Source organism: Botrimarina sp., assembly GCF_040219535.1.
Lineage (GTDB): Bacteria > Planctomycetota > Planctomycetia > Pirellulales > Lacipirellulaceae > Botrimarina.
Genome location: NZ_JAVJSH010000031.1, coordinates 19,283 through 45,492, shown reverse-complemented (window position 1 = coordinate 45,492; position 26,210 = coordinate 19,283). Strand labels below are relative to the sequence as shown.

Below are 26,210 nucleotides of genomic sequence, written 5' to 3'. Positions count from 1 at the left end.
CAGCCGACGGCCTCAAGCGGCGTGTCGCAGCGCGAGGGGCTCGTCGCTCATCAGCTCGGCGTCGGCGTCGGCCGCCTCGTCGGCCTCGGGCACGAACGGCGAGAGCATGCCGCTGCGGACCGGGTTCTGCAGCTTGGCCACGGCCTTGGCCTCGATCTGGCGGACCCGCTCGCGCGTGACCTTGAAGATCCGGCCGACCTCTTCCAGCGTGTAGCTGTACCCGTCCGCCAGGCCGTAACGCAGGCGGATGATCTCGCGCTCGCGGAACGTGAGGGTCTTGAGCAACTCCTCGATCCGCTCGCGGAGCAGGCCGTTGTTGGCGAGCTTCGACGGGTTGTCGGTGCCGTGGTCCTCGACGAAGTCGCCGAAAGAGCAATCGTCGCCGTCGCCGACCGGGCGGTCCAGGCTGACCGGGTGGCGGCCGATCTCGAGCACCCGCTCGGTCTCCTCCAGCGGCACGTCGGCCGCCAGCGAGATCTCTTCGTAAGTCGGCTCGCGGCCGAAGTCCTGCTGCAGCCGCTTGGCCGTGTTGCGCAGCTTGGTGAGCACGTCGATCATGTGGACCGGGATCCGGATCGTCCGCGCCTGATCGGCGATCGCCCGGGTGATCGCTTGGCGGATCCACCACGTGGCGTAGGTGCTGAACTTGAAGCCGCGGCGGTACTCGTACTTGTCCACCGCGCGCATCAGGCCCGTGTTGCCTTCCTGGATCAGGTCGAGGAACGACAGGCCGCGGTTGCGGTACTTCTTGGCGATCGACACCACGAGCCGCAGGTTGCCGCTGGAGAGCTCGCGCTTCGCGTTCTCGAACTCGCGGTACTGCCGCGCGACCATGTCGGCCCGCCGGCGGAGGCTCGAGGGGCTCTCGACCACCCGCTTGGTGAGCTGCAACAGCTCGGCGCGGACCGAGTGCAGCTTGTCCTCCGGCGCGCCGGCGGCCTTCAACTCGGCCAGCTGCCCGCGGACCTCGTCGATGCGGTCGGCGTAGTCGCGTAGCTCCTTGATCAGCGGGCTGACCCGCTTCGTGCGGAGGCTCAGCTCCTCGACCAGCGTGAGCATCTTCTCACGGCGCCGCAGGTAGCGCGTGCGGGCTTCGCGCTTGGCGGCCGCGTCGGTCACACGGCGGTCGACCAGCAGCGCGTAGTCGGCCCGCTGCTGCTCCATCAGCCCACGCAGCGTGCGCAGGTTGTGCGGCATCCGCGCGGAGACCTGCTCCTTGGTGAGCCGCTCGGTGAGCGAGACCTTGATGGTGCGGTCGAACGGCAGCTCGCCCGCTTGGACCCGCTCGAGGGTCTTGACCGTGGCCTCGAGCGCGTAGAACGAACGGAGCAGGTTGCGGCGGAAACGCTTGCGGGTCAGCTCGATCTTCTTCGCGAGGTTGATCTCTTCCTCCCGCGTGAGCAGCGGGATCTCGGCCATCTGCGAAAGGTACATGCGGATCGGGTCGCTCGACGGGGTCGGCAGTCCGTCGCGCATCAGCAGCGAGCGGTCCATGTCGGCCGCCTGCGGCTCGATGAACCGCGGCTTCTTGCCGGGCGCTTCGGCGAGCTCGACGCCGAGCCCCTCAACCGCCGACAGCAACGCGTTGATGCGGTCGGTGCCGTAGGTCTCGTCGGGCAGGTAGTGGTAGACGTCGTCGTAGGTGAGCGCCCGCTTCTGACGCGCGAGGGCGACGATCCGCCGCAGCTCGTCGTCGACGCCGCCGGGGATGCCGGCCGGGGGGCCGGCGGGGACCTCCATCCGCGAGGGGCGGCCGTCGCAGGGCGCCTCGCCGTAGGCAGGCGACTCGGGGCGGGCCGGTTCGACTTCGCCGAGCTCGATCGGCTCGAGCGCGTCGGGATCGAACAGCGTGAGCGCCGGCGCGGCGGCGGCTCCGGGGTCCAGCGAGGGGGTCGGGTCGGCTTGGGCGGGCGTGAAAGCGGAGGGCATGGGTCAACTCCTTGCGCGCTTCCTGCGCGGCGGGCGAGGTGACGTGGGTGGCCAGACGCCCCCGGGTCGCTGCACGCTTTGCGGGGAGCGTGCGGGACGAAGGTGCGTATGGCCTCGCCGGCGAAACCCCCTATCCATCCGTGGACGGGGACCCGGTCTCGCGGCGTCTTCGCGACTCGAACAGGGCGGCGACCGCCGCGTCCGCGTCGTGATCGGGGAGCGCTCCTTGGCGGAGCGCGGATATCTGTCGCCCGCGGTCCGCGCCCTCTTGGCGGCGGACGCGGGCCCTCAGCAAGTCGGCGATCCGTTGGTTGGGGTCGCTCTGGGCGTGGGCGGCGGCCCGCTCGTCAAGCTCCACCAGGAGTGTTTTGCGGGCCTGGTCGTCGGTCGAGAGCATCAGCCGCTGGAAGGTCGCCTCGCCGGACTCGGCCAGCTCGCGTAGCGAGGCAAACAAGTCGCGGGCCGCCTCGGCGGCGAAGTCGATCTCGTCCAGGTGCGACGCCAACTGCTGGGCGGCCGAGTCGCCGCTGAGCATCAGCTCCAGCGCCTCGCGGTCCCACACCGGCAGGTCGGCGGCCCGCACGCGGCGGGGCTTGGGCGGGGCGTCCTCGGGGGCGGGGGCCACGGGCTTGTTGGAAGCGGCCCGGCGGAGGTCCCCGAGCCGGCCGCGGAGCCCTTCCTCGGGCAGGTGGAAGTGGCGGGCCAGCCGCCCCAGCACGCCTTGCTCGCGGAGGAACAACGCAGACTCCGACTCGCCCAGCACCGGGCGGGTCCGCGCGAGCGTGGCGAGCACCTGCTCGACGGCGCGTGTGGCGGCGTGCGTGTTGTCGGCCGAGAGGACCATTCCGTTGGTCACGCTCTGCAGCTTGTGTTCGAGTGCGTCGGGCGCCGCAACGACGAGCGCCCGGAATTTGTCGCCTCCATGCGACGCTACAAAATCACACGGATCGAGCCCGCCGGGCAAGGTCAGAATCCGAAGATCGATGGGGCTGGCGATAAATAATTCGAGCAGCTCGCTAGCACGCCGGCGGCCGGCCTCGTCGCCGTCGAGGACCAGCACCACGCGGTCGGTGAAACGGCGGATGAGCCTCAGGTGGCCCTCGCCCATCGCGGTGCCGCACGCGGCGACAACGTTCCGCACGCCCGCCTGGTGGCAGGCGATCACGTCGGTGTAGCCCTCGACGACGATCACCTCGCCGCGCTGGGCGACCTCGTCGCGCGCCAGGTCGAGCGCGTAGAGCTGGTGGCTCTTGGAGTAGATGGGGGTCTCGGCCGAGTTGACGTACTTGGCCGGCGTGTAGTCGGGGCGGCGCTCGGCCTCGGCGATCTCCGGGAGCACGCGTCCGCCGATCGCCACGGGGCGCGAGCGCACGTCGCGGATCGGGAAGAGCACGCGTCCGCGGAACTGGTCGTACCACCCCTCGCCGGAGTTGCGTGCGGCGATCAGGTTCACACGCTCCAGCACGGCGGGCGAATAACCCGCGCGGGGCGCTTGCTTCAGCAACCAGTCCCAGCCGCGCGGGGCGAAGCCCAAGCGGAACCGCGCGATCGAATCGCCCGACACGCCCCGCTCGCGCAGGTACCGGCGCGCCGGCTCGGCCGCTTCGGCGTTGAGCAGGCACTGGTGGTAGCGCTCCTCGGCCCAGGCCATCGCGGCCAGCAGCGTGCGCTTGTCGCCGGGCGAGCCGGGCTCCGCCCGCTGGGCGCCTTGCGCGGGCCGCAGCTCGATGCCCGCGCGCTCGGCGAGCTGCTCCAGCGCCTCGCGGAAGTCGAGGTTCTCGATCTGCATCAAGAACGAGAAGACATCGCCGCCCAGGTCACAGACCCAGCACTTGTACGACTGCCGGTCGGGGTTGACCTGCAAGCTCGGGCGCGCGTCGTCGTGCCACGGGCAGAGGCCCACGTAGTTGCGGCCTTGCCGGCGGAGCTGGAGGTAGCCGCCCACCAGGTCGACGATGTCGGTCGCTTGACGGACCTGCTCCTTGGCGTCGTCGTAGGGGGCGTTCATCGGGCGGGAGCGATCCTTCGCGGAAGGGGGGGCGCGCTACTGCGACTGGGCGTAGGGGTGGCGGCCGACGCGCACCGTGAGTTCCTTGTCGACCGGCTCGCCGTTCTCGAGCCGCCGGACCACGACGCGCGCCTCGGAGCCCACCGCGGTCGAGCCGATCTCGCGGCTCAGCAGCGTCGGGTCGACGGCTTTGTGGTCGTTCCAGCGGAGGATCACGTCGCCGTTGCGGAGGCCGGCCTCCGCGGCGGGCGTGCGGGCCGAGCGGCGCGTGACCATCACGCCCTCGCCGCGCTCTAGCTGCAATCGGCGGCGCTCGGCGGCGCTGGGCTCGGCGGGCAGCATGCCGAGGTAGCCCCGTTCGATGTAGCCCTTCTCGCGGAGCTGCTCGTACTTCTCCTTCGCCAGGTTGCTGGGGATCGAGAAGCTCACGCCGCGGAAGAACTCGCCGACGATCATCGTGTTCACGCCGACGACCTTGCCCTCCATGTTGACCATCGGCCCGCCCGAGTTGCCCGGGTTCACCGCCGCGTCGGACTGGAAGAACTCTTGGTACGGGTAGCGAGTGAGCCCGCTGCCGCTGCGGCGCGAGGTGCTGCTGACGATGCCGAACGAGATCGTGTTCTCCAGGCCGAACGGGCTGCCCACCGCCCACACGAGGTCGCCCATCTGCAAGTCGTCCGAATCGGCCCATTCGAGCGTCGGGAGGTCGCCGCCGTCGATCTTCAGCACGGCCAGGTCGGTCGGTGGGTCGCGGCCCACGATCGACGCGTCGGATTGCTCGCCGTTGGTGAACTCCACGAGCAGCCGCTGCGCGCCCTCGACCACGTGGTTGTTCGTGATGACGTACCCCTCTTTGTCGACAACGAATCCGGACCCTTGGCCCTCGAGCATCATGCCCGGCGGCATGCCCGACACGCCGTCCGGCGTGAAGCTCGGCCGCAGGATCCGCACCACCGCGGGCGAGGTGGCCTTGGCGACCATCCGCGAGGTCTCTTCGAACGCGCGGAGCTGCGGCGCGTACTCCCGCAGCGCGACCTTGGCCACCTCGTACGAGGCGACCTCCTGCCCGCGCCGCACCTGATAGGCCACCACCCGCGCCACGAACGGCGCGGCGGCCAGGCACGCGAGCACGCAACCGATCACCAGCAGCTTGCGGATTCGGTTGGCGAAAGCGTACGGGTCGGGGTCGCGCAGCTGCAGGTTCGGCTTGTCGAACATCGGCCGCTCGGCCGCGTCGAGCGGACGCTGGGCCGCGTCGGAGTGTGGGGCCGTGGGGGCGTGGGGGTCGATCGGTCCGCCCGTGTCCGGATTGCCCGCGGCCGAGTGGTGAGAGGACGGGTCGTTCTCCATTGCCTATCGCCAGACGAGGGGGTTCCGAAGCTTGCCCGAGGCCGCCGAGAGCCGACCCCGCCAGTATACCGACCCGGCCGCTCGGCGGCACGCGGCCGGAAAGACCGGCCCGACCGGCGTGACCCGGCGAGGCGTCGCTCTTGGACGGCCGATCAGCCGCTCTAGCGTGAGCTACGCTCGGAAGACGCGCCGGTTCGCGGGCGCCCGAAGGGGCCGCCGCAGCGTGGCGTCGAACCCTCTCCGCCAGCACCGAGCCCACCGTGTCTGACGCGACCACCCTGCCCGAGATCGACCATCCGTCCGGCGCCGCCGGCCCGGCGTGCGAGAAGTGCGGCTTCGCAACCAAGGCGGCCGCGTGCCCCAAGTGCGGCTGGTACCCCAGCCTCGGGATCCACGTCGACATCGACGAGGCGTTCGAGGCCGTCATGAACGCCCCGGCCGCCAGCGATTCGCCCGAGGGAGACGATCCTTCCGACCGGCCCGACTGGCGGAAGCACCTGGCAGTCTGGAGGGACCTGATCCCCGGCTGGGCGTGGATGATGATCGGCACAACGCTGGGCATCGTCGCGGCGGCGGTCGTCGCCCGAGTGGCGACCCTCTCCGCTCCCTCGGCACAGACGACCATCGGCGTGAGCGGGCTGGCAGGCGGGTTGTTCACCTCGCTGGTGCTGCACGTGGTGGCCTTCGTGCTCGGTTCGAGCGAGAGCGCCGACTTCGGCGTCGCTGACATCCTCATCAAGCCCCTGAAGGTCTGGAAACGCTACCTGGCCGGGCTGCCCGAGCGGCTGTGGCTCGTCAACGGCGCGAACGCCGCCCTGACGACCGCCGCATCGGCCGCGCTGATCGTCGGCGGCGTGCCGTACGAAAAGCTGCTCGACTGGGGGTTCGTCCAGCCGCCAAAGAAGGACCTCGTGAATCTGGTCGCGCAGAAGGCGGGCGCCGACGGCAGCCCCGACGAGCTCGCGGACGCGGTCAACGAATTCGGCAGCAGCGTCGGCGTCGAGGACGAAAAGAAAGCCGACCAGGCGGCGAAGCCCCGCCGCAAGCTCGAGACCGTCGTGATCGGCTTCCGCACCGACTCCGACGAGCAGCTCAGCGAGCTGCTGCTGGCGGCCGACCGGTACGGCGAGCTGGCGTACGTCGGCGCCGTGCGGCCGGAATTGGAGCGCCGCGAGCGGACCGAGCTGCTCTGGAAAATGCAGGAGAGCACCGCGCCGCGGCCGTTGGTCAAGACCTCGCAGTCCGCCACTTGGCTGCGGCCGCGGTTCATGTGCCGCGTGACGTACACCGAGTGGCCCCGCGGCCGGCGCCCGCAGGACCTGGAGTGGGACACGCTGCTCGACGAGGTGAAGCTGCCGTGGTGAGCCCCGCTTGCGCCGGGGTCCGCCAACCAGCCTCGATGCGGGGCGGCTCGGGAACGCTGCTGAGCCGCTTTGACGCTCGCCGAGCCGCGTCCGTATACTGGAAGGCTCAGGCCCCCCGGGGCCGAGCCTGTCGAAAATCCCCCGAACGGACGGACCGCCCCGGATGAACCGTTACGCGTCGCTGTCGGACGACTTCTATCTCAACGTGAATCTCAACACAGAGATGGAGTTGCCCAGCAGCCGCGAGGTGGTGCTGCACTTCGCGGAGCAGATGCAGAAGCGCTACCCGGAGATGCGGAACTTCTACGCCCGCGACCGGAACGATTTCATCCTCGAAGAGGACAAAGACAAGGGCTCCTACCGCTGGTGCTCGATCGAGCCGCGGCGGCTCTCCTCGGGGCACGTGAACCCGGAGAGCATCGACGACGCGCTGGAGCAGCACCGCCGCGCGCTGGAGCTGGCGCCGTACGAGCTTTCGGTCAGCCCGCTCGATTGCGAGGCGCTCGACCTCCTGTGGGGGTTCGATTTCAGCTTCCGCGGCAACCACAACCAGCTGGTCGCCGAGGCCCTCGGCGTGTGCCCCGCGCTGGAGAAGCTGACGACGATCCCCGGCGCGTCGTTCGTCACGCACGAGCCGTCGGTCACCCTCGCGCTCGACGAGGAGTGCCGCATGCAGTGCCGGGTGGGCGTGGAGACCCGCACCACGCCGTACAACATCCGCACCGGCGAGTACCAAGAGGACCAGGTCAGCGTGTACGTGACCGCCCGGCGGTACGGCAGCCTCGACCCGGGCCAGACCTTCCTCGACGCGCTGGACGACCTCAGCGACCTGGCGGGCGAGGTGCTCGACAACTACGTGATCGAGTCCGTCCTCGAGCCGCTGGCGCGGACGATCTCGATGCACTGACGAGCGGCCGTCGGGTGGGACGGCAGGCGCTGACGGAGCTTCGGTCAAAGCTACTCCCCTCCGCTCGCCCCGTAAGCCCGCAACCGCTCGCGGAGGCTCGCCAGCAGGCGGCTCTCGAAGCGGTAGGGGTTCCACGCCATCGCGATGGTCCGCTGCGGCTTGGCGCCGCTGAGCGATCGGTAGACCCGACTGACCGAGGGGTCGCAGCGCCGCGCCATCTCCGGGATCATCGACACGCCGTGCCCGAGCGACACCAACTCTTGCACGGTCATGAGCTGGCTCGTTTGCTCCACGACGAGGGGCTGGAACGACCGCTGTCGGCAGAAGCTCACCACGCTGCCGGTCAAGCAGTGGGCCTCGCCGAGCAGCACGAAAGGGTACGGCTCGACGTCGGCCAGGGTGACACGCTTCCTCTCGGCCAGGGGATGGCCGACCGGCGCGACGAGCAGCAGCTCCTCTTCGAACAGCGCCTCGGTGGCCAGGTACTTCGCCGCGATCGGCAGCGCAAGGACCGCCAGGTCGATCTCTCCCCGCTTCGACCGCGCGAGGAGGTTCTCGGTCGTGTCTTCTTGGACGATGAGCTCCGCGTCGGGGAACTCGTCGCGGAACGAGCGGAGGAAGCCCGGCAGGAAGTAGGGAGCGACCGTCGGTATCACGCCGATCCGCAAGCGGCCGCTGCGGCCGTCGTCGGCGATTTGGGCTTTGGTGTCGTCGAGGATGCCGAGCACCTGCTCCGCCCGCGCCCGCAGCAACGCGCCGGCCTCGGTCAGCTCCAGCGCGCGGGTCTTCCGCTCGAGCAGCGGCTGGCCGAACTCCTCTTCGAGCCGCTGGATCGAACGGCTCAGCGCGGGTTGCGAGATTGCCAAGTCGCCGGCCGCGCGGGTGATGTTGCCCAGACGCGCGACCGCGATAAACTGCCGGAGTTGCTCGATGTCCACGGCCCGGGGCCCCCGAGATTAATGCGGCATATGCATCGCCGCTATTCTAGCGATGCATTGGCCTCATCGCGGGCGTTTCCTATACTTTGCCGTGAACGCCAGGCAAGTAGGCCGGCGCGACACTCTTCCCTGCCCTCGCTGTAGGAGGTCTCGATGAAGGCCCGCCCTTTGTCTCTGCTCTTGATCCTGGCAATGTCGGTCCACGGCGCGTCCGCGGCGCCGCCGGTCGACCATCCCACCACGCCCTCGCGCGACCCTCAAGACCTGCTGGGCGCCCCGCCCTCGACTAGCAGCAAGTGCCCCGTGACCGGTGCGATGCGGGCGCTGGCCGCGCTGAGCCTGTCGGCGCAGAGCGCGTCGGGCACGGCGCAGCCCGATCCGAACGCGTATCCCGACGGCGCGATGACGATCGACGACTGGTGGCCCGAGCGCCTGAAGCTCGAGCCGCTGCACAAGAACTCGGCGAAGAGCAACCCGCTCGACAAAGACTTCGACTACGCCGAAGAGTTCAGCAAGCTCGACTTGGAAACGGTCAAGAAGGACATCGAGGAGGTCTTGACCACCTCGCAAGACTGGTGGCCGGCCGACTGGGGACACTACGGCCCGTTCATGATCCGCATGGCGTGGCACAGCGCGGGCACGTACCGCGTGGCCGACGGCCGGGGCGGAGCGTCGGACGGCACGCAGCGCTTCGCGCCGCTCAACAGCTGGCCGGACAACGCGAACCTCGACAAGGCCCGCCGCCTGCTCTGGCCCGTGAAGCAGAAGTACGGCCAGAGGCTCTCGTGGGCCGACCTGATGGTGCTCGCCGGCAACGTCGCGCTCGAGTCGATGGGCTTCGAGACGCTCGGCTTCGCGGGCGGGCGTGAGGACGTGTGGGAGCCGCAGCACGTTTACTGGGGACCCGAGAGGGAGTGGATGGCCGACGACCGCTACACGGTCGGCGAGGACCTGCCCAACCCGGTCGGCGCCACCACGATGGGTTTGATCTACGTGAACCCGGAGGGCCCGAAGGGCAACCCCGACCCGGCCGCCGCTGCCCACGCCATCCGCCAGACGTTCGGCAACATGGCGATGAACGACGAAGAGACCGTCGCTCTGATCGCCGGCGGCCACGCGTTCGGCAAGTGCCACGGCGCGGCCGACCCGGGCGAGTACGTCGGCCCCGAACCCGAGAGCGCCGGCATCGAGGAACAAGGCTTCGGCTGGGCCAGCTCGTACAAGTCCGGCAAGGGCGCCGACACGATCACCAGCGGCCTCGAGGGCGCCTGGTCGTCGACGCCGACGGAGTGGTCCTCGGGCTACCTGGACAACCTGTTCAACTACGAGTGGGAGCTGACCAAGAGCCCCGGCGGGGCCAACCAGTGGAAGCCGGTCGACGCGGACGCCCAGGGCACGGTGCCCGACGCGCACGACCCGTCGAAGTCCAACGCGCCGATGATGCTCACGACCGACATCGCCCTGAAGGTCGACCCCGGCTTCGCGAAGATCGCCAAGCGATTCCAAGAGAACCCCGACGAGTACGCCCGGGCCTTCGCCAAGGCGTGGTTCAAGTTGACGCACCGCGACATGGGGCCGAAGTCTCGCTACTTGGGTCCCGAGGTCCCCGAAGAGGACTTCCTCTGGCAGGACCCGCTCCCCGAGGCGGACCACGAGCCGATCAGCGAAGCCGACGCCGCCGAGCTGAAGGACAAGATCTTGAATTCGGGGCTCTCGGTGACCGAGCTGGTCTCGACCGCTTGGATGTCGGCGGCGACCTACCGCGACTCCGACAAGCGGGGCGGCGCCAACGGCGCGCGACTGCGCCTCGCGCCGCAAAAGAGCTGGGAGGCCCACGAGCCGCAGCAGCTCGCGAAGGTGCTCGGCAAACTCGAGCAGGTGCAGAAGGACTTCAACTCGTCCCAAGGCGGCGCGAACCAGGCGGGCGGCAAGAAGGTCTCGATGGCCGACCTGATCGTGCTGGGCGGCTGCGCCGCGATCGAGAAGGCGGCCAAGGACGCCGGCCACGACATCGAGGTCCCCTTCACCCCCGGCCGCACCGACGCGACCGCCGAGATGACCGACGCCGAGGGCCTAGAGCCCCTCAAGCCGGTCGCGGATGGCTTCCGCAATTACCTCGAGGAGGGCCAGCCGCGCACGGCCGAAGAGCTGCTCGTCGACCGCGCCGAGCTGATGACCCTCACCGCGCCGGAGATGACCGTACTGGTCGGCGGCATGCGCGCGATCGGGGCGAACCACGGCGGCGCCGAGCACGGCGTGCTGACCGACAAGCCCGGCACGCTGAGCAACGACTTCTTCGTCAACCTGCTCGATATGGGCGTGAAGTGGCGGCCGTCGCCGAGCGAAGAGGGCGTTTTCGAGGCCGTTGACCGCAAGACCGGCGACCCCAAGTGGACCGGCACGCGGATCGACTTGTTGTTCGGTTCGAACTCGCAGCTGCGGTCGATCGCCGAAGTCTACGCGAGCGACGACGGCGAGCAACGGTTCGTCGAAGACTTCGTGGCCGCGTGGACCAAGGTCATGAACCTCGACCGGTTCGACCTCGACCCGCAGCAGCGCAAGACGGGCCCGCAAGTGGTCGCCGCAACCCGCTGACGTCGCGCCCCACCGGGGCGCCTCGCAACGACCCGCCGCCCGGCTTTCCTCCACGGCGCCCGCCGATGGAAAGCCGGGCGGCTCTTTTTATTGCGCCCCGGATGCGGCTCGCCGGCAACCCGGCGGGGTGTCATACTAGCGGGTCTGCCCCGATCCCCGACCGCCCCTCCCCGACCGCTGCTGGTCCCGATGACGCCCGTTCTGGCCGCCGTTGATTGGGTCATCACGGGCCTCGCCCGGATCCTCAGCGGGCCGCAGGTGCGTTGGATCGACTGCCAGCCGGACACCTGCCAGCGGGTGTACTTCGCGAACCACACGAGCCACATCGACATGGTGCTGGTCCGCACCGCCCTGCCCCGGGAGTGCCAGAAGGTGACGCGGCCCGTCGCCGCTAAGGACTACTGGAGCAAGGGCTGGGTGCGTCCGCAGGTCGCCAAGGCGTTCAACGCGATGCTGATCGACCGCCGCAGCATCAAGGTGCACCAGAGCCCGATCGACCTGATGCTCGAGGCGATGGGCGACCGGTACTCGGTGATCATCTTCCCGGAGGGAGGGAGGTCCGATGGCGAGCGGGTCGGCGAGTTCAAGAGCGGGCTGTACTACCTCGGCAAGAAGCGGCCGGACCTTGAGCTGGTGCCCGTTCACCTGCACAACATGCACCGCGTGCTCCCGCGCGAAGAGTACCTGCCGATCCCGCTGCTGGCGACCGTCACGTTCGGCCCGCCGATCTGGCTCGAGCAGGGCGAGACCAAAGCCGACTTCCTCGCCCGCGCCCGACAAGCCGTGCTGCGGCTCGCGCCGGGAGAAGACGAATGAGGCTTGAGGCTTGAGGGACGAGGGATGAGGCTACAGAAGGCCGCCCCCCAATCCCTCACCCCCTAATCCCTCACCCCTCGCCCCTCACGCCTCACCCCTCCCTTGTCTCAAGAAAACTGGGCCTTCGCCGCGACGGTGGTCGTCTTGCTCGGCATGGCGACCCTGGTCGGCCGCGCGCTCGGGCGGCAGACGCAGCTCGGGCTCAACCCGGCCGCGATCGCCGCGTTCAACCGGCGGGTGAGGGCGTGGTGGGTCATCTGCGCGGCGTTGTCGGTCGCGCTGCTGAGCAAGTGGCTCACCGTGATGCTCTTCGGCCTGGTGAGCTTCGCCGCGTTGCGGGAGTTCATCACGCTCACGCCGACGCGGCTGTCGGACCACCGCGCGCTCTTCTGGGTGTTCTTTTTCTTCTTGCCGCTGCAGTACCTGCTCGTGTGGCGGAACGCGTACCCGCTGTTCAGCGTGATGATCCCGGTCTTCGCGTTCGTGTTCGTGCCGATGCGGGTGGCCATCGCCGGCGACCCGAAGCGGTTCCTCGAGCGCGTGGCGAAGATCCAGACCGGCATGCTGATCTGCGTGTACTGCCTCAGCTACGCGCCCGCCGTGCTGTACCTCGAAGCGCCCGGCCTGACCCACAGCGGTGCGGCGCGGCTGCTTTTCTTGTTGGTGCTGCTGTCGCTGCTCTCCGAGGCGGTGCAATTCGCGTGGAGCCGCCTGTACGGCCGCCACGTGATCGCGCCGCAGATCAACCAGAGCCGCACGTGGGAGGGCTTCCTCGGCTCCAGCGCGACGATCGGCCTGGTTGGCGCGGCGCTCTACCAGATCGGCGCGACGCCGTTTACGAAGCTGTGGCACGCGGCCGCGGCCTCGATGCTGGTGGCCGTGATGGGCTTCGCCGGCTCGATGACCATGAGCGCGATCAAGCGCGACCGCCGCGTGCAGGATTACGGCGTGCTCACCGAGGGCCAGCCCGGCGTGCTCGACCGGGCCGACGCCCTCTGCTTCGCCGCGCCGGTCTTCTACCACGCCGTGCGGTGGTTCTTGCAGGGCTGAGCTGAGCCGAGCTGAGGGCGCTAGCCCCGGGCGAACGAAGCGTGGCGGCCACCCTCCGATCGCCCGACGATATCGCGTACGGCTCAAGCAGGAATCTTGGCGGCCTTGGCGCTCTTGGCGTCTTGGCGGTAAGCAAGTCCTACCGGTACACGGTCGGCGCGCGGTTCGACGCGTCGTACACGCTCGAACGCTCCGGGGTGTCGCCGGCCTCGTCGCGCACCGCGTAGACCGACGCGCGGCCCGCCACGCTCCGGCCCACCGCGGCGATCTCGGTCGGCTCCGGCCGCGGCGCGGGCGTCGCGACGGCGACCGCGTCGGCCGGCGTGGCGGCTTGGTCCAGGCGGGGGCGGCCCGACTTGACCCAGTCGAGCCACGTGTCTTGCAGCGCGTAGAGGTTGTCGTGGCCGTAGTGGTCGCTCACCGCGCGGCGCCAGTTCTTGTGCCGCATGCCGTCGGCCAGGAACGCCATGAAGGCCGGCTTGCCGCGGCTCTCGATCAAGTAGGTCGTCAGCGAGTGGCCCTGCGCGTACAGCGGCAGGATGTCCTTGGGGTACTCGGTCATCCGGAACATGTGGACGAAGTCGATGCCCCGGTTGGACTTGAGGAAGTCGATCAGCATCCGCTCTTGCTTGGCGATCTCGCTGCGGTGCTCGACCGTGGTGCAGGCGCCCTCGTCGGCCCAGCGCGGCAGCGGCTGGCGGAAGTGGCTGGCGAAGATCGTGTGGGTGATCTCGTGCGGCAGGACCGAGTCGAGCACCCGCTCGCGGCTGCCCTGGATGTTCATCTCCCATCCGAAGACCTCGCCGCGGTCGAACATGAACGAGGTCGCGCCGCCGGCGCCCAGGTTCGGGGCGACCTTCGCGGTGATCGGGCAGGGCTCGCTCCAATTGGGCATCGGCTCGCCGAGCCACTCGACGGCGAGCTGCGCGCGCCAGCGCTCGGCCGCCTCGCCGATCTCGCGCGCCAGCTGTGGCGTCGGGGCGCGGACCGTGAAGTTCTCGGTGCGGTGGCCGGCCGAACGCGCGAACGACACCGCGCGAACGGGCGGCGCCGCTACGGCGATCGTTACGGGGAGGGCGACAGCGGCGGCCGCCAGCATACGGGCGGCGCAGCGCGACAGAGCGTCCATGCTCGTGTCCTCGGGAGCGGGGTCCAATCGGCGGGGCCGTCTCGCACGGATCGCGTCCTGCGCCGCGCGTCGGGGGGGCGACGGCTGCCCTAGCGGGGCCGGGAGGCTACCACGGCTGCCCTCGATCGACCCAGAGCGATCGCCGCGGAAGCAACAGAAAAACGCGTCCCGCGGAGGTAGTGCTGGCGCCGCCGCGTGACTACTGTCACCTACGCGCCGGCCGCGTCGATCGGCGGCTTCGCTCAGTTTCCGCCGCAATCCGGGGGAGTCTCGCTATGGGTCGCCGCCGCCGCAATCGGCTTTCCCTGCACGCTCGGCGGCGCCGGGTCGAGCGGCTGGAGCCCCGCCAACTGCTCGCCGCCACGCCGATCCAGGTGCTGGCCGCGGGCGCCAACGGCCTCGAGACCGCCGCACTAGAGATCGACGGCGTGGAGGTCGCGCGGTGGCCGGGCGTGGGCGGCGACTACGCGGGCCGGGTCTTCGAGACCTTCAGCTACACCCACCCGACAACGGTTACCGCCGACAGCGTCGTCGTGCGGTTCCTCGACAGCCCCGCCGGCGGCGGCGACTTGCGTGTCGACGGGGTGGTCATCGACGGCCGCAAGTACGAGTCGGAGTCGCCCGCCACGTTCAACACCGGCGCGTGGGACGTGGCGGCCCAGGCGATCGTGCCGCGGTACGCGGAGCTGGAATACCTGCACGCAAACTTCGGGGAGCTGCGGTACTCGACGGCGCTGGACACCCAGATCGCGATCCGCGCGGCCGGCGCAACGGGCCAAGAGCGGATGGCGTTGCTCCTGGATGGCGTCGAGGTCGCCGCGTGGGAGAACGTCGGTGGCGACTACAACGCCCGCAACTTCCAGACGTTCGCCTATTCTCCCGCCGCGCGGGTGTCGGTCGATCGGTTGCGCGTGGCGTTCACCAACGATGGCCGCACGGCGGCCGGGGCGGACCGCAACCTGCGGGTGGACGGCGTCACGGTCGACGGCGTGACCTACGAGTCGGAGGCGCCCTCGACGTTCAGCACCGGCACGTGGAAAGACGGCACCATCACGCCGGGCTACCCGGAGCTGGAATACCTCCACGGCAACGGCTACTTCCGGTACGCCGAGGCGGCGGTGGCGACCGAGCCGCTGGTCGTCTACGCGGCCGGGCAGACCGGCGAGGAGACGATCGAGGTCCGCGTCGACGGCGCGACGGTCGCCACGTTCGCGGGCGTGGGCGGCGACTTCAACGGCCGCGTGTTCGTGCCGCTCGCCACGAGCGTGCCGGGGGGCACGCGGCTCGACCAGATCGAGGTCGCGTTCGTCAACGACACGCTCACGCCGGTCGACCGCAACCTGCGGATCGACGCGATCGAGCTGGCGGGCGTGCGGCACGAGACGGAGGCCGTCACCACGTTCAGCACCGGCACGTGGAAGCCGCTGCTGGGCGTGCGGCCGGGCTTCGTGCAGAGCGAGCTGCTGCACGCCAACGGTGTGATGCGGTACGGCCAGGACAACGCCGAGGCCGGCGTGCTCTCGCTCGGGGCCACGCAGTACGCCGTCGGCGAGGGGGGTGGCTTCGTCGACGTGCAGTTCGTGCGGACCTCCGCGCGGGGCGCCGTCACGATCGACTACACCACGGTCGACAGCGTAGCGCTCGCCGGCTTTGACTACACGGCGGCCAGCGGGACGCTCGTGCTGGACGACGGCCAGCTGTCGGGCACGGTGCGGATCGCGATCCTCGACGACAGCACGCCAGAGGGCGCCGAAACGTTCAACCTGGCGGCCGACCGTGTGACCGGCGGCGCGTTCCTCGGCGCTCCCCGCACGACGACCATCACCATCCAAGACGACGAGGCGCCCTCGCCCGGCGACGGCCGCGGCCTCCGCGGAGAGTACTTCGCGGGGGCGAACTTCGAGAGCTCGCTCTTCACACGCACAGACGCCACGATCGACTTCACTTGGGGGCTCGGCTCGCCGGCGGCCGAGGTCCCTGTCGACAACTTCTCGGTCGTTTGGACCGGCCTGGTCGAACCGCTCTACAGCGAGACCTACACCTTCCGCACCACGACCGACGACGGCGTGCGGCTGTGGGTCGACGGGCAGCTGATCGTCGACCGCTGGACCGGCCAAGCGCCGACCGAATGGTCCGGCCAGATCGCGCTGGAAGCCGGCCGCCGCTACGACCTACGGATGGAATACAACGAGTACCAGAGCGGCGCGGTCGCACAGCTCCGCTGGCAGAGCGCCCGCCAGCCGCTGCAGATCGTCCCGCGGTCGCAGCTCTACAGCGAAGCGGTCGTTCCCGACGACGGGCAGTTCGTAGCCCAGACGCTCTTCTCCGGCCTCACTCAGCCCACGGCGATCGACTTCGCCCGAGTCGGCGGCAGCGATTACGTGTTCATCGCCCAGAAAGACGGCCGCGTCCGCCTGGCCGTCGATGGCGTGCTGCAGCCCGACGTGTTCGTCGACTACCGCACGCCGGTCAACAACGTTCGCGACCGGGGGCTGCTCGGCCTGGCCGTCCACCCCGACTTCGAGAACAACCCCTACGTGTACCTGCTGTACACGTACGACCCTCCCGAAACCCAGTCCGCCAGCGGCCTCGCCGCGCCGGACAACTACGGCAACCGCGTGGCGCGCCTGACGAGGCTCACGGCCGACGCGGCCAGCGGCTTCCGGACCGCCGCGCCGGGCAGCGGCGTGGTGCTGCTGGGCACAAACAGCACGTGGGAGAACATCAGTTTCCCGGACCGCGACAGCACCCAAGAGATCGGCCTGCCGCCGTCGGGACTCGACGCGGACGGGGGGTGGGTCCCCGACGTGCTCATCACCGACAGCCAGTCGCACACCATCGGCGCGCTCGACTTCGGCCCAGACGGGTCGCTGTATGTCACCAACGGCGACGGCACGAGCTACGGGCGCGTCGATCCCCGCACGACCCGCGTGCAAGACCTCGACAGCCTCTCGGGCAAGGTGCTGCGGATCGACCCGCTCACCGGCATGGGCTATGCGGACAACCCGTTCTACACGGGCGACCCGAGCGACGATCGCTCGAAGGTCGTCAACTACGGCCTCCGCAACCCGTTCCGCTTGGCGGTCCACCCGACGACCGGCGTGCCGTACGTGGGCGATGTCGGCTGGAACTCTTGGGAAGAGATCAACGGCGGCGTCGGCCAGAACTTTGGCTGGCCCTACTACGAAGGGGGCGACACGAGCGGTTCGAGTGGCGGCGACTCGGTCAACCGCCGCACCGGAGGCTACCGCGACCTGCCCGAGGCCCAGGCGTTCTACGCGGCCGGCGGCGACTCGCTGGCGACGCCGCCGCTGTGGAGCCGGTCGCACTCGGCGGGCGGGGTGGCGATCGTCATGGGCGACTTCTACACCGGCGCCGCCTACCCGGAGCAGTTCCGCAACGCGTTGTTCTTCACGGATTTCGGCGACCCCGCGGTCCGGGCGATCACGCTCGATTCGCAGGGGGCGTTCGCCGGGTCGCTGGTCGTCACCGGCGGGATCGGCTCGCTGATCGAGATGTCGATGGGTCCCGACGGGCGGATGTGGTATGTCGACGTCACCGGCTCGGTCGGCCGGATCGACTACCAGCCGACCGCCGCGGCCGCGTTCGCCACGTCCGAATCGCTGGCGGCGCCAGCCGAGGAGCCGGCCATCGCCCGTTTCGTCCAGCCGTTCGTTCCAAGCGAGCCGCTGATCGACTCCTTGATGACGCTCGCCGCGGCTACGCAGCCCGTGATGTTCCCGTCCGCCAGCGGCGTCGGGTTCGTCGCGACGACCGAACCGCTCTCGCCCTTGGCGTTCGCCGCGGCGCCCGAGTCAACGGCCTCGGCCGACCCGCCAGCGGAGGAGCCGCTAGAGCCCGCGACCGTCGACGCCGCCCTCGAGTTGCTGCTGCTCGCCGACGCCGACCTCGCGGCGCCCTCGGCGGACGCTCCCGACGGCGGCGACCCGGCCGATCCCGTCGCCATCCCACCGAGCGAAGAGAGCGAGAGCCCCCTCGCCGTGGAGCTTTGACCGGCTGAGCCGCGTACGCTCGGCGCCAGGCTCAGCGATCGCCGCTCGGCTCGCCCGCGTAGCTGAACGCGCCGAGCCGTTGGTACGCGTCCGCCAACGCCTGCGTGCCGTCGCGCCCGTGGCCGGCGGCGGCGGCCGATTGCAGCAACGCCTCGACCAGGCGCGTGACCGGCATCGGCAGGCCGTGCTCCTCGGCGGCGCCCGCGACCAGCCGCAGGTCTTTCTGCAGCAGCTCGACCATGAAGCCCGGCGCGTAGTCGCCCGCGGCGATCTTCGGGCCCAGGTTTTCGAGCGGCCAGCTGGCCGACGCGCCGCCGGAGACCACTCCGATCACCTGCGCGAGGTCGAGCCCGCTCGCCCACGCCAGCGCGAGGGCTTCGCACACGCCCGCCAGCGCCGCCGCGCCAGCCACCTGGTTGCAAGCCTTGCAGGCCTGGCCGCTGCCCGGGGGGCCCAGGTGGGTGACCCGCGAACCGACGACCTCCAGCAGCGGCCGCACCGCGTCGAAGGCCTCGCGCTGGCCGCCGCACATGACCGAGAGGGTCCCCTTCTGCGCGCCGACATCGCCCCCGGAGACCGGCGCGTCGACCAGCCGGGCGCCGCGTTCTTCTAGGCGGCTGGCGAACTCTTTGGTGGCGATCGGGCTGATCGTCGAGTTGTCGACGACGATCAGCCCATCGAGCTTGTCGGCGGCGGCCGTCGCGACGCCCCCCTCTCCGAAGAGGACCGCCCCGACGTCGGGCGTGTCTGGCACGTTGACGAACACCACCCGCGCGCCGGCGTCGACCGCCTCGGCCGGCGTGTCGACGACCATCGCGCCGTCGGGCTCAAGTTGCTCGGCCTTGGCGCGCGTGCGGTTGCACACGGTCACCTCCGCGCCGGCGCGCAGCAGGTTGCGCGCCATCGCGGCGCCCATGATCCCGGTTCCGATGTAAGCGAGCGGCGGGAAATCGGACATCGGTTGCCTGGGGGAGGAGGGTGGGTCGGGCGCGCCCACCCAACCTGACCGGTTCGCGCGGCCGTGAAAAGGGAGCCGAAGCGGCGCCGCGGGGCGCGGACGCGCGCGACGCGCCGCCGGGGCGCCTTAAGCGTCGCGGAAGTCGCGCTCGCGCGCGGCGAGTTGGTTCAAACTCGTCGCAAACAGCTCGCACTCGACCGGTTCCGACGCCAGCCGCATCAGCGCGCTGCCGCCGATCGCGCGGTGGATCCGACCCCCGTCGGCCGCAGCGGCCTGGCCGAGCGGCCGCATCAGTCGCGACCCCAGCTCTTGTAAGAAGCGGTCGGGGTCTTCCACGTGGGTGACGCTCAAGCAGAAAAGCCGGGGACCGGCGGACTGTACCGCTGCGCGGATCTCCTCGAGCGGCAGGCCGCTGCCGGCGACCTCGACCCGCCAGCCCGCCGACAGCAACACGAGCTCGACGAGCCGCGCCGGGACCTCGGCGAAGTCCGAGTGCGGTGTGGCGACCACGGCGCGTGGCGCCCGGTCGGTCGCCGGGGCGAGCCACCGACGCAGCTCGTGGAGGGTCGCCATCATGACCTCGCAGCTGCGGCGCTCTTGCCGCACAGCGACCTCGCCGGCCGCCCAGCCCTCGCCGATCTGGGAAAAGACCGGCCCGATCAGCCGATCCCCCAGATCGGAGACCGAGTCCCCGTGTTGGTAAGCGCCGAGCACCAGGTTGCGGCAGGCCGCTTCGTCGCCGCTAATCAGCGCGTCGAACAGGGTGTCTTGCAACGATTCGAGCCGACGCCGCCGCGACACGGGCGCCATGCCGACCACGTCGGGCCGCACGACGGCCTGGCCGGTCTCACGAACGAAGTCGGCGAGGCTCGCCATCGGCACCTTGCGGTGCCCGCCGACGGTCCTCGCGCCGGGCAGCCGACCGTTGTCGACCCACCGCTTGACGGACGACTCGCTGACGCCGAGCGCCTCGGCGATTTGTTTCGGGGTGAAGACGTCAGTCGGCATACAATCAACACGCTCGCACGAGAAAAGCCGCAGACCCTCGGAGCGACTCCCGCGACCGTTCTCGTCAGGATCGGTGAGCTCATCGAGCCGACTTTCCGCCCGCCCGCCAAACGGCGAGCTGTCCGGGAAACGACGATGAGCGCGACCGTAGGCTTTGGCGGCGGCGTCGCGATTGTGACGCCTGTGCCGCGACAGGGCCACACCCTCTATGCGGGCGGCGGCTTTAGAGACTCGACGGCGCGCTTCGGGCGGTTCGGAGAACCGACAAGGCTCACCAGCAACGGGAAGGAGAAGGAAGATTGGCCAAGTGCGATGAGGGCTATCTCTGTCAGGTGTGCGGCCGCGACGTCGGCGCGATCACCGATTCGGACCTCTACCTGCGGTACGTGATCGGCGAGGTCGACCCCGAGGTCCTCCACACCGCCGCGGAGCGCCACCTGCGGTGCAACCCGGCGCTTGCGCAGTACATCGTCGATGAGCGGTTCGAGCCGGTCGGCTGCGAGGGAGACTTCGACAAGCGTCGCCTCGACGCGGGGTACGTCGCCCGCCGGGAGGAATTGGTCACCCGGGGCTGGCGCCGCTTGCGCGAGCTTCCCAAGCGCGGCGGGCCCATCACGGAGTACCCGCTGCCGGAAGTGGTCGAGCGGCTGGGGCGCCAATAGGGCGTAGGCGCCAGATCGTTCCTGCAATCCGGGTTTGTAACTCATAAGCCCGGTTGCTAGCGACGCAAACTTGAGCCGTTTTGCCAAGTGGCGGCGTCCCAAGGGGTTAAGCAATCGCGGCCGAAACAACGCGAACCGTGGCACGCCCCGTGCGTAGCACTCCCGGCAGCGACAGCCCGAGGACGCCACGCCGGCGCCCGGTGGGGGTCGCGGCGAGCGGCAGGAGCCCGCTCGGCTTTTCACCAACGACTAAGGGAGTGACTCAAATGTTGGTTCTAACTCGCAAGCCGCAAGAGAAGATCCGGATCGGCGACGACATCACGATTACGGTCATCAAGACCAAGGGCCAAGGGGTCCGCCTTGGCATCGAGGCGCCCGCCCACGTGCCGGTCTTGCGTGGCGAACTCGCCGCGGCGCGCGACACCTTCGCGGCCGATTCGAACGACCAAACCCCGCACGGCGATCGCCCAGCGGCCCACGCCGGCGCCGACGGCGCCGTCGTCCGATACACGCGGGTGAAGAAGTCGCGCGTGCAGTCGGTGCTGCCGAAGGTGCTCGGCGACGCGGGTCCCCTGCGGGAGATGCTCGACCGTCGGCACGCCGCGAGCGCTTGAGGGCGCCGCGCCGACGGGGCCTCCTTCGCGGGCTTGGCTCAGTTGGCCATGGCGTGGACCACGTCGTCGGCAACGCGTGAATCGGTTGCGCCGGCCACGCGGACGACCGGCCGCTGCCGCGGGCCGGGCGCCGCCGCGGCGTAGCCCGGCGGCTCGAGCGCGGTCAGGTGCGCCAGCAACACCCGCCGGACCTCGGCGATCGCCTGCGGGTGGCGGTGCACCGCGACGTGGTCCTCCGGCACGCTGATCTGCGAGGCCAGCTGCGGCAGGTCGTCCAGCCGCGCGCTGGCGACCGACACGACCCCGTCGCCCCGGTTGTGGTACCAGCTCGTGAACTGGCTACGCGGCACGTCGCCGATGATGTTGTGGTAGCGGACCCAGGGACCGGGCCGCGCCGCCAACAGGGCCGACAGCATCGGCGACGCCGGCGACAGCGAGTCGATGCTGGTCATGACGCGGGCGGCCGCCTCGGGCCTGAAGAAGCCCTTGTTGCGGCGGAACAGGTCCTGCTGCGCGGCGAGCGTCTGCATCGGGACCTCGATCAGCTTCGCGCCGAGCCATTGGGTCACGCCGTTGGCGAAACGGCTCCCGCGGTGCGGCGTGCCGATCGTCACGACGCGTTGGACCGAGGGGTTCGGGCGGAAGAAGAACAGGTTGCCCAGGTACTGGCGCACGTCGTCCTCGGCGTCGAGCTCATCGAACCGCCGGTCGGACACCGTCTGCCAGAACGTGTCGCCGCTGTCGACCGTCTGCAGCCGCGACACCAGCCCGCCCATGCTGTGGCCCACGAGGACCGCTTGGTCGAGCGCGGGCGCGGCGCGGTGCGGGTCGAAGTCGCGGCGCAGCGCGGCCATGTCGGACCGCATCTGGGCGGCGGTGACCCAGAACGGGTTGCCGGTCGGGTACAGGTAGAACCAGAACTGGTACCGCTCGCGCAACCGCGGGTCGCTACGCAGGTCGTTGAACATCTCCATCCACGTGGCCGGGCTCGACCAGAGGCCGTGCACCATCACCACCGGGATACGCCGCGCGTCGTACGGCTCGAGCAGGTAGAGCCCCTGGAGCTGCTTCACCCGGCCCGGTGAGAGCAGGCCGAGGGTCGACACGTCTTGCTCGTGGAGCTCCGGCTGGTCGAGGTAGTACGCGAGCGGAGTGGTGAGGTCGGTCTCGAGCTGCACGTCGCGACCGGCGAGACGGAAGTGCTCGTGCTCCAACGTGTCGTGGAGCTCCAGCACCAGCCGCACCCCGCCGGCGGGCGCCGCCTCGTACGACTCGGCCCGCGCGACCGCCGTGAGCGGGTAGCACAGCTTCGTCGGGTAGTAGCGGTCCGCGGGATGGTCGTGGTCCGGGTGGTAGCGGACCGCGATGAGCGGCGTGCCGACGCCGCTGGCGTGGTAGTGGTTCCTGAGGCCCGTGACCTGGTAGTCGCACGCGAACTCGAAGTTCTGGAAGTCCGCCTGCGTCCAGCGGCTGCTCTTCAGGTCGATCGCGATCGAGCACGCGGAGTGCGTCAGCGGCAGGGGCACGATCGTGCCGGGCCGGACCTTGTCTTGCCGCCGCAGCAAACGCAGCAACGCCTTGAGCGAGTCGTTGTAGCGCTGAGTCGTCCCGGCGATCCGCGTGTGCGGGTCGGCCGCCAGCGCGCGATAGCCGTGCACGATCGACTCGGCGTAGAAGCCCAGGGCCTCGTCCGGCTTGCCGCCGGCAAGCCGCTCCGCTTCGACCGCGGCGAGTTCGCAGAGAGCGAACTCGAGCTCGGGGGCGAGCCGGCTGTGGGCCTGCTCTTCGAGCAACTCCAGCAGCCGTCGCCGCTGGCTCGCGTCGGTCGCGTCGACGCCGACGGATTTCGCCGCGGCGTGCGTCGACGGGGAGAGCGGCTTCGCCGCGTCGTCGGTCCAGATCCACCGCGAGGCCCAAGAAACGTCCGGCGGGCGCTGCTCGATCCAGCGGTCGGTCGTCGCGCACCCGCCGCTCAGCAGCGCGAGCGCCAGCGCGAGCCGGACGGCGATCAATGGGCTGAAGCGGCTGGGCACAGGCAGTCGCCAGCAGGGCGTGGGCGGTCGGCGAGTGGAGTCGCGAAGCGCGGCCGGGACGCCGCCCTATCGGAACTCGACACAAACGCCGCGAACGCTACGCACCAAGCCCGATGCGGTCAATGCGGGACGCACCACTAAAGAGGGAAGGCGCCGCTAGAGTCGCGCCGACCCGAGTCCTGCAGTCGGACAACCGGCTGCTCGGACGCTCGATCGAAGACCCGATCGTGCCGTCAAGCCGAAGCCGCCGTGACTTCGCATTCACTAGCGATTAGCGACAGGTGCGGGCCCGACTGGCGATGGCCGTGGTGCAGCTCGAAATCGGTCGCCGCCTCTTTCAGCTCACCGCGGAGGATGCGGACGTCGTTGGGCGCCTGCACCGCAATCGTCACCCGGTTGCCGGCAACCCGCCGTACTTCCAGCGTGATGTCGTCACCAATGAGGATCTGTTCCCCGGCCTTCCGACTAAGAACGAGCATTTCCTTTCTCCGAACGCTTTGTGAGAGGGCGGCTCCGCCGCAGCGTGAGCTGAGAATCGTCCGGCGACGGAAAAGCAATCTACGTGCCAATCGGGAAGGGTTTGCCGGTCGTGTCGATCGCCTCCCGCGGCGGATTGAGAAAAACAGGCAATTTCGCGAAAGCAGCCGCTGCCCACGCGCCGATACAGGCAGATTCTCCTAATCGCGGGGGCACGGATGGTGTCCCGATTTGGGACGCGGCTTCCAGAACTGAGACGCAGCAGTCCCAGCCCCTGTGCGATGCGCGACGCCCCACCGACCCACTAAGCGGGCCGCAGACGCTCCATTCCCCAGCGCTAGCCGCGTCGGGGCGGTTCCTGGAAGTCTCTTGGCTTCTTGGCTCCCGCGACACATCGGCCGTCGGGGTCCCCCTGCGATGGCTCGCGGCGCGACGTTCGCCGGGGCCGCTGCGCGCTCATCCGTCAAGCGTCACGCAGGCGCAAAGCGCTGGACCGGACGCGCCGATTCGTAACCACGGCGCCGACTATCGGGCCCCGAAAAATCCCGGCTTTTTCTCAGGCCGCTCGCTCCCTACACTCCGCCCCCTCCGCCGAGGACGGTCAACGGATGACCAGACGGGCATTAGGAAATCCAATGCGCTGTTCGACAAATGACCGAATTGGTCGATATTCACTGTCACTTGCTGCCTGAGATCGACGACGGCGCAGCGGATCTGACCGAGTCGCTCGCTATGGCTCGGCTCTCTGTCGAGCAAGGCGTCGGGACGGTCATCTGCACGCCGCATCAGCTCGGCGCGTTCCACTTCAATCGCGGCGACGACATCCGCTATCGGGTCGGCTGCCTGCAAGCGGAACTCGACCAGGCAGAAATACCCCTGCGGGTGCTAGCAGGGGCAGACGTGCGGATCGAGGACGGGATGGTCGACCGCCTGCGGTCGGGCGACGTGCTCACCCTGGCGGACCATGGCCGTCACGTGCTGCTGGAGTTGCCGCACGAGTTGTACTTTCCTCTCGAGGGGCTCCTCGACTCGCTCGCCGCCGCTTCAATGGTCGGCGTGTTGTCCCACCCCGAACGCAACGGCGGCCTCCTCAGCCGCCCGGAACTGATCGACAGCCTCGTGGATCGCGGCTGCCTAATGCAAGTCACCGCGGGCAGCCTGACCGGCGCGTTTGGCCTGGCGAGCCGCGAGCTGGCGCGTCAGATGGCGCAACGCGGCGCGATCCATTTCTTGTCCACCGACGCCCACGGCGCGACGCGCCGCCGCCCCCGTTTGGGCGATGCCCTACGCGAGGCTGAGAGCCTCGTCGGCGAGCAAGCGGCCCACGCCTGGTGCGTCGAGTTCCCAATGGCCGTGGCCCAAGGGCGCGACGTGCCGGCTGGGCATTACGCTGTCCGGCCGCCCCGACGCGGGTGGTCGCTCTTCAAGCGGAGCGCCGCGTGAACCGGTCCGGCGGGGCCGAACCTCGCCTGGACCGACGCCGCTGGCTGGCGGCCGGCTGCGCCGCCACGCTCACCGCCGGGCTGGGGCGAGAGGCCGCCGCGAGCGAGCCGCTGTGGGTCGATCAGCGGCGGCTTGGGCCGTTCGTGTGCCGATCGACGTTCCCGCTCGGCGACCGCTTGCTCGCACAGACCGACCTGGCCGCACTCGAACTCGAGCTCCGGCGCGTGCTCGCGCTGAGGCCTTGCGCCGAGCAAATCGAGTTGCTCCTGGTCAACGACGCCCACCAGCACCAGCGATTGATCCGCTCGCGGCACCCGGACGCTCCGTACCGCCGAGCGCTGTTTTTCAAGGCGAACCGTCGGTCGGTGATCTATGCGTACCGCCACGCGGACCTCGCGGTTGATCTCCGTCACGAGGGCACCCACGCGTTGTTGCACGCCGACCTGCCGATGGTGCCGCTTTGGCTCGACGAGGGCCTCGCCGAGTACTTCGAGCCCCCACCGGCCGCCCGACCGTACGGCCCCGACCACCTGCCGAAGGTCCTGGACGACGCGCGGCGCGGGGTGGCGCCGTCGCTCGCCGAGCTTGAGGGCCGCCGCGATCTGGGGGAGATGACCCCGGCCGATTACCGGTCCGCTTGGGCGTGGACACACTTCTTGTTGCACGGGCCGGCCGAGGCTTCGCAGCAATTGTGGGCGATGCTCGCGTCGATCCGACGCTGGGAGCCGCCCGGCGCGATGTCGGACCGGCTTGCCGCGGCTTTTCGCTCGCCGACGCAGTCGTTCGTAGACCACTTCCGCGGTTGGCCCGACGTGCTCCGCGCCGCCTCGGCGCGCGCGAAGCAGGGCTGAGATTTCTGACGCGGCGGTCTATTCGGGCTGTGCGCTTCGGCGCCGCTCTGCCGATCAACCCCAGG

19 protein-coding genes are annotated in these 26,210 nt (G+C 69.9%); 10 read left to right on the top strand and 9 right to left on the bottom strand.

Going from position 1 to position 26,210, the window contains the following annotated elements; genetic code table 11:
- Positions 1-12: 12 nt before the first annotated feature.
- The 3 genes from RIC11_RS18055 to RIC11_RS18045 form a co-directional block, all read right to left on the bottom strand.
- On the bottom strand, positions 13-1,740 hold the full coding sequence (locus RIC11_RS18055) for a sigma-70 family RNA polymerase sigma factor (RefSeq protein WP_350213687.1): 1,728 nt from the start codon (positions 1,738-1,740) through the stop codon (positions 13-15).
- Positions 1,741-2,059: 319 nt separating this feature from the next.
- Entirely contained in the window at positions 2,060-3,937 is a 1,878-nt protein-coding gene (gene dnaG / locus RIC11_RS18050) for a DNA primase (protein WP_350213667.1), read from the bottom strand.
- A 36-nt stretch (positions 3,938-3,973) separates the two neighbouring features.
- Positions 3,974-5,287, bottom strand: a complete 1,314-nt coding sequence (locus tag RIC11_RS18045) for a S1C family serine protease (protein WP_350213666.1) — start codon at positions 5,285-5,287, stop codon at positions 3,974-3,976.
- 260 nt (positions 5,288-5,547) lie between these two features.
- Between RIC11_RS18045 and RIC11_RS18040 the strand changes: the two genes are divergently transcribed.
- Together RIC11_RS18040 and RIC11_RS18035 are read left to right on the top strand one after the other, a co-directional pair.
- A complete protein-coding gene (locus tag RIC11_RS18040) occupies positions 5,548-6,651 on the top strand; it encodes an ATP dependent DNA ligase (protein ID WP_350213665.1) in 1,104 nt (367 codons plus the stop codon).
- Positions 6,652-6,814: 163 nt separating this feature from the next.
- A complete protein-coding gene (locus RIC11_RS18035; RefSeq protein WP_350213664.1) occupies positions 6,815-7,558 on the top strand; it encodes a hypothetical protein in 744 nt (247 codons plus the stop codon).
- Between the two features lie 50 nt (positions 7,559-7,608).
- On the opposite strand, the gene RIC11_RS18030 is transcribed toward RIC11_RS18035, so the two are convergent.
- Positions 7,609-8,496: a LysR family transcriptional regulator gene (locus RIC11_RS18030; RefSeq protein ID WP_350213663.1), complete on the bottom strand. Its 888-nt coding sequence runs from the start codon at positions 8,494-8,496 to the stop codon at positions 7,609-7,611.
- A 153-nt stretch (positions 8,497-8,649) separates the two neighbouring features.
- Between RIC11_RS18030 and katG the strand changes: the two genes are divergently transcribed.
- From katG to RIC11_RS18015, 3 genes are all read left to right on the top strand, one after another.
- Positions 8,650-11,091 carry a catalase/peroxidase HPI gene (gene katG, locus RIC11_RS18025; RefSeq protein WP_502879403.1) on the top strand — a complete coding sequence of 814 codons (2,442 nt, stop codon included), beginning with the start codon at positions 8,650-8,652 and terminating at the stop codon, positions 11,089-11,091.
- A 189-nt stretch (positions 11,092-11,280) separates the two neighbouring features.
- Entirely contained in the window at positions 11,281-11,907 is a 627-nt protein-coding gene (locus RIC11_RS18020) for a lysophospholipid acyltransferase family protein (protein WP_350213662.1), read from the top strand.
- Between the two features lie 102 nt (positions 11,908-12,009).
- A complete protein-coding gene (locus tag RIC11_RS18015) occupies positions 12,010-12,957 on the top strand; it encodes a phosphatidate cytidylyltransferase (protein WP_350213661.1) in 948 nt (315 codons plus the stop codon).
- A gap of 139 nt (positions 12,958-13,096) precedes the next feature.
- Here the strand turns inward: RIC11_RS18015 and RIC11_RS18010 are convergent, their stop codons facing one another.
- The gene (locus RIC11_RS18010; RefSeq protein WP_350213660.1) at positions 13,097-14,086 is read right to left on the bottom strand and encodes a hypothetical protein; all 990 of its coding nucleotides are present in this window, start codon (positions 14,084-14,086) and stop codon (positions 13,097-13,099) included.
- A 275-nt stretch (positions 14,087-14,361) separates the two neighbouring features.
- Here RIC11_RS18010 and RIC11_RS18005 point away from each other — a divergent pair, with 275 nt between their 5' ends.
- Positions 14,362-18,099, top strand: a complete 3,738-nt coding sequence (locus RIC11_RS18005; protein WP_350213659.1) for a carbohydrate-binding domain-containing protein — start codon at positions 14,362-14,364, stop codon at positions 18,097-18,099.
- Positions 18,100-18,130: 31 nt separating this feature from the next.
- On the opposite strand, the gene RIC11_RS18000 is transcribed toward RIC11_RS18005, so the two are convergent.
- Together RIC11_RS18000 and RIC11_RS17995 are read right to left on the bottom strand one after the other, a co-directional pair.
- Positions 18,131-19,057 (bottom strand): NAD(P)-dependent oxidoreductase, encoded by a 927-nt coding sequence (locus RIC11_RS18000; protein ID WP_350213658.1) that lies wholly within the window; start codon positions 19,055-19,057, stop codon positions 18,131-18,133.
- A gap of 126 nt (positions 19,058-19,183) precedes the next feature.
- Positions 19,184-20,065 (bottom strand): helix-turn-helix domain-containing protein, encoded by an 882-nt coding sequence (locus tag RIC11_RS17995; protein WP_350213657.1) that lies wholly within the window; start codon positions 20,063-20,065, stop codon positions 19,184-19,186.
- A gap of 299 nt (positions 20,066-20,364) precedes the next feature.
- On the opposite strand from RIC11_RS17995, the gene RIC11_RS17990 reads away from it, so the two are divergent.
- Positions 20,365-20,727: a hypothetical protein gene (locus tag RIC11_RS17990; protein ID WP_350213656.1), complete on the top strand. Its 363-nt coding sequence runs from the start codon at positions 20,365-20,367 to the stop codon at positions 20,725-20,727.
- 266 nt (positions 20,728-20,993) lie between these two features.
- On the top strand, positions 20,994-21,341 hold the full coding sequence (locus tag RIC11_RS17985) for a carbon storage regulator (protein WP_350213655.1): 348 nt from the start codon (positions 20,994-20,996) through the stop codon (positions 21,339-21,341).
- A 38-nt stretch (positions 21,342-21,379) separates the two neighbouring features.
- Here the strand turns inward: RIC11_RS17985 and RIC11_RS17980 are convergent, their stop codons facing one another.
- Together RIC11_RS17980 and RIC11_RS17975 are read right to left on the bottom strand one after the other, a co-directional pair.
- Entirely contained in the window at positions 21,380-23,374 is a 1,995-nt protein-coding gene (locus RIC11_RS17980) for an esterase/lipase family protein (RefSeq protein ID WP_350213654.1), read from the bottom strand.
- A gap of 233 nt (positions 23,375-23,607) precedes the next feature.
- Positions 23,608-23,853, bottom strand: coding sequence for a carbon storage regulator (locus RIC11_RS17975; protein WP_350213653.1), 246 nt, complete (start codon positions 23,851-23,853; stop codon positions 23,608-23,610).
- 649 nt (positions 23,854-24,502) lie between these two features.
- Between RIC11_RS17975 and RIC11_RS17970 the strand changes: the two genes are divergently transcribed.
- Together RIC11_RS17970 and RIC11_RS17965 are read left to right on the top strand one after the other, a co-directional pair.
- Positions 24,503-25,294 carry a tyrosine-protein phosphatase gene (locus RIC11_RS17970; RefSeq protein WP_350213652.1) on the top strand — a complete coding sequence of 264 codons (792 nt, stop codon included), beginning with the start codon at positions 24,503-24,505 and terminating at the stop codon, positions 25,292-25,294.
- The gene (locus RIC11_RS17965) at positions 25,291-26,145 is read left to right on the top strand and encodes a hypothetical protein (protein ID WP_350213651.1); all 855 of its coding nucleotides are present in this window, start codon (positions 25,291-25,293) and stop codon (positions 26,143-26,145) included. The genes RIC11_RS17970 and RIC11_RS17965 overlap by 4 nt, the downstream gene beginning before the upstream one ends.
- The last annotated feature ends 65 nt before the right edge of the window (positions 26,146-26,210 follow it).

Excerpts from the sequence above, each read along its gene's own strand:
- RIC11_RS18055 (WP_350213687.1), bottom strand. The coding sequence starts at position 1,740 with ATGGAGGTCCCCGCCGGCCCCCCGGCCGGCATCCCCGGCGGCGTCGAC.
- dnaG (WP_350213667.1), bottom strand. The coding sequence starts at position 3,937 with ATGAACGCCCCCTACGACGACGCCAAGGAGCAGGTCCGTCAAGCGACC.
- RIC11_RS18045 (WP_350213666.1), bottom strand. The coding sequence starts at position 5,287 with ATGGAGAACGACCCGTCCTCTCACCACTCGGCCGCGGGCAATCCGGAC.
- RIC11_RS18035 (WP_350213664.1), top strand. The coding sequence starts at position 6,815 with ATGAACCGTTACGCGTCGCTGTCGGACGACTTCTATCTCAACGTGAAT.
- katG (WP_502879403.1), top strand. The coding sequence starts at position 8,650 with ATGAAGGCCCGCCCTTTGTCTCTGCTCTTGATCCTGGCAATGTCGGTC.
- RIC11_RS18020 (WP_350213662.1), top strand. The coding sequence starts at position 11,281 with ATGACGCCCGTTCTGGCCGCCGTTGATTGGGTCATCACGGGCCTCGCC.
- RIC11_RS18010 (WP_350213660.1), bottom strand. The coding sequence starts at position 14,086 with ATGGACGCTCTGTCGCGCTGCGCCGCCCGTATGCTGGCGGCCGCCGCT.
- RIC11_RS18005 (WP_350213659.1), top strand. The coding sequence starts at position 14,362 with ATGGGTCGCCGCCGCCGCAATCGGCTTTCCCTGCACGCTCGGCGGCGC.
- RIC11_RS18000 (WP_350213658.1), bottom strand. The coding sequence starts at position 19,057 with ATGTCCGATTTCCCGCCGCTCGCTTACATCGGAACCGGGATCATGGGC.
- RIC11_RS17995 (WP_350213657.1), bottom strand. The coding sequence starts at position 20,065 with ATGCCGACTGACGTCTTCACCCCGAAACAAATCGCCGAGGCGCTCGGC.
- RIC11_RS17985 (WP_350213655.1), top strand. The coding sequence starts at position 20,994 with ATGTTGGTTCTAACTCGCAAGCCGCAAGAGAAGATCCGGATCGGCGAC.
- RIC11_RS17975 (WP_350213653.1), bottom strand. The coding sequence starts at position 23,853 with ATGCTCGTTCTTAGTCGGAAGGCCGGGGAACAGATCCTCATTGGTGAC.
- RIC11_RS17970 (WP_350213652.1), top strand. The coding sequence starts at position 24,503 with ATGACCGAATTGGTCGATATTCACTGTCACTTGCTGCCTGAGATCGAC.